Source organism: Methylacidiphilum sp. Yel (assembly GCF_004421185.1).
Taxonomy (GTDB): Bacteria; Verrucomicrobiota; Verrucomicrobiia; order Methylacidiphilales; family Methylacidiphilaceae; genus Methylacidiphilum.
This window is the reverse complement of record NZ_LXQB01000068.1, coordinates 1-1,887: the sequence shown is the minus strand read 5'-3', so window position 1 is coordinate 1,887 and position 1,887 is coordinate 1. Positions and strand designations below refer to the sequence as shown.

Sequence of the window (1,887 nt, the reverse complement as noted above, 5' to 3'; positions counted from 1 at the left end):
AACGGGGAAAGGGTAGAAAAGGTGTCAGCTGTGGAGAGATAGTTAAAAACATTATAGTACATTCCTGGATATCCAGGAATTGGAATGTCGGTAAGATAAGGATTTTGGTAGATTGGGCTGATGGCCGCCGTAAAAGGGACGATGGGAGTGAAATTGTTGTAAGTCAGCGGTTGAGTCAAATTCCAGATATTGACTGGTTGGTGCCATACGCCTGCATATTCTGTGTCAGAAAAAAAGCGAAATTCGATACCTCCGTCAATTTGGTTGTGGAAAGTAAGAGAGGAAGAAGAAAGGGCTTCTTGCTCTTCTTGAGGATACGATTGAGCCGTTTGACCTTTAGGCAAGAGATCAAAAGAATATCGCCATTCTAACCGATTATCAAAATCGTATCCAGTAGGGAGGACTCCCCAAAAATCCGATGGGATCGCTTGATCAATAAACGAATTATAAAATTCAAAAAGAGAATTGTTAACAATTGAAAGATTGTCATTTATTTTTAAAGTTTCTATGCATTGTGCTACATAATAAAGTTGTCTATCTCCATCTTCTGGGTTCTCAAAAAGGTTGCTTCGAGGACTAATCTCTACCAGAGGCCCCCAAGATACAGCATAACCAGCTCCAGGGGGAGCTGTTCCTAGGCCTTGATGAAGTATTCCAGTAGGTCCATACCAGCCTAAAAGACTTCCTGTTTGATAGAGTCTATTATTAATAAGTGCTTGATCTGGACGGTTGATTCCAGCAACCGTGTTCAGATGGTTATCATCTAGTTCGGTATTGAAATCGATAGATAAATTTTCGTAAGGCTTTGCACTTAAAGCTAAATACCAGCATTCTCTATTAAGATAAGCTCCATCATAATAGTTGTAGGGGCCATAGCCATCCTGACCGAAATAATCGAACCGGTAAGCAAGTTTGTCACTAAGGATGGGGCCGCCTAAATCGATGTTCCAAAAATTAGTCTGATACATCCCCACTGTATAATCAGCACTGCCCCTAAATTTATCAAAATAGGGTTGTTTGGTTACTTCGTTGGCAAATCCACCTGCTAATTCTTGGGGGCCAAAGACGATGCTTACGGGTCCTGTGACCACATCCAAATTATCATAGGCATTCATATTCATGAGCGGCCCATATTGGGCAGACTGACTAAAACCAACGAGCATCCCATTTCTATAGACAGTTGCGGGCAACCCCCTAACAATGGGCTCTCCAGCCGGACTACCTGTTATTTGAGAAGGATTAACTCCGGGGATAAAAGCAGCGAGGTCATTGGTTGATTGCGCATTTATTGTGTTTAATTCCTGTCGGCTAATGGATTGTATCGTTCTGGGTATATCGATAATTTTCATTGCTGGGCCAAGAACTTCAGATTGTTTGTTTGTTAAGACTATATTTTCTTCTTCAGGAAGTTCTTCTTGCGCCGTCACGGTAACTGGAGCAAGCACCATTGCGGGGGGAGAAGAAGGTTCTATAACAGAAGGCAAAATAGAGGATTGTTCTTGTGGGATCGTTTGAGAAGTTGAGGTGGATGGAGAAGAGGGAGTGGTTTGTTGGTCTTTCACATGTTCAGTCTGATCGATATCGAAATTAGAATAGTTCGAGATAGGGTCAGATTGGGATTTTGAATTTTCAAAGAAGAAAAAAGAGAAAAACAAAAGAGGAAGCAAAAAAATATATTTTCTTTGGCAACAATCAATCATTATTCCCATTTATTATATCCAATCAATATATTTTCAGACGAACCCTGTTTTTTCTAATGTTAGACAGATAAAAGATTGAGATTAGAGCTTAGAAAAAAATAGTAAGGCTTCCTTGGATCCAAAATGGAAGCTGCGGCACGATGTAATCATAATTCATAAAACGTGCTGCACTAAAGCCTGGGGCACC

1 protein-coding gene is annotated in these 1,887 nt (G+C 40.6%); it reads right to left on the bottom strand.

The genetic code is table 11. From position 1 onward, the window contains the following. On the bottom strand, nucleotides 1–1,709 hold a 1,709-nt coding region (locus A7Q09_RS09240), incomplete at its 3' end, for a TonB-dependent receptor plug domain-containing protein (RefSeq protein ID WP_166791974.1). Between the last annotated feature and the right edge of the window lie 178 nt (nucleotides 1,710–1,887).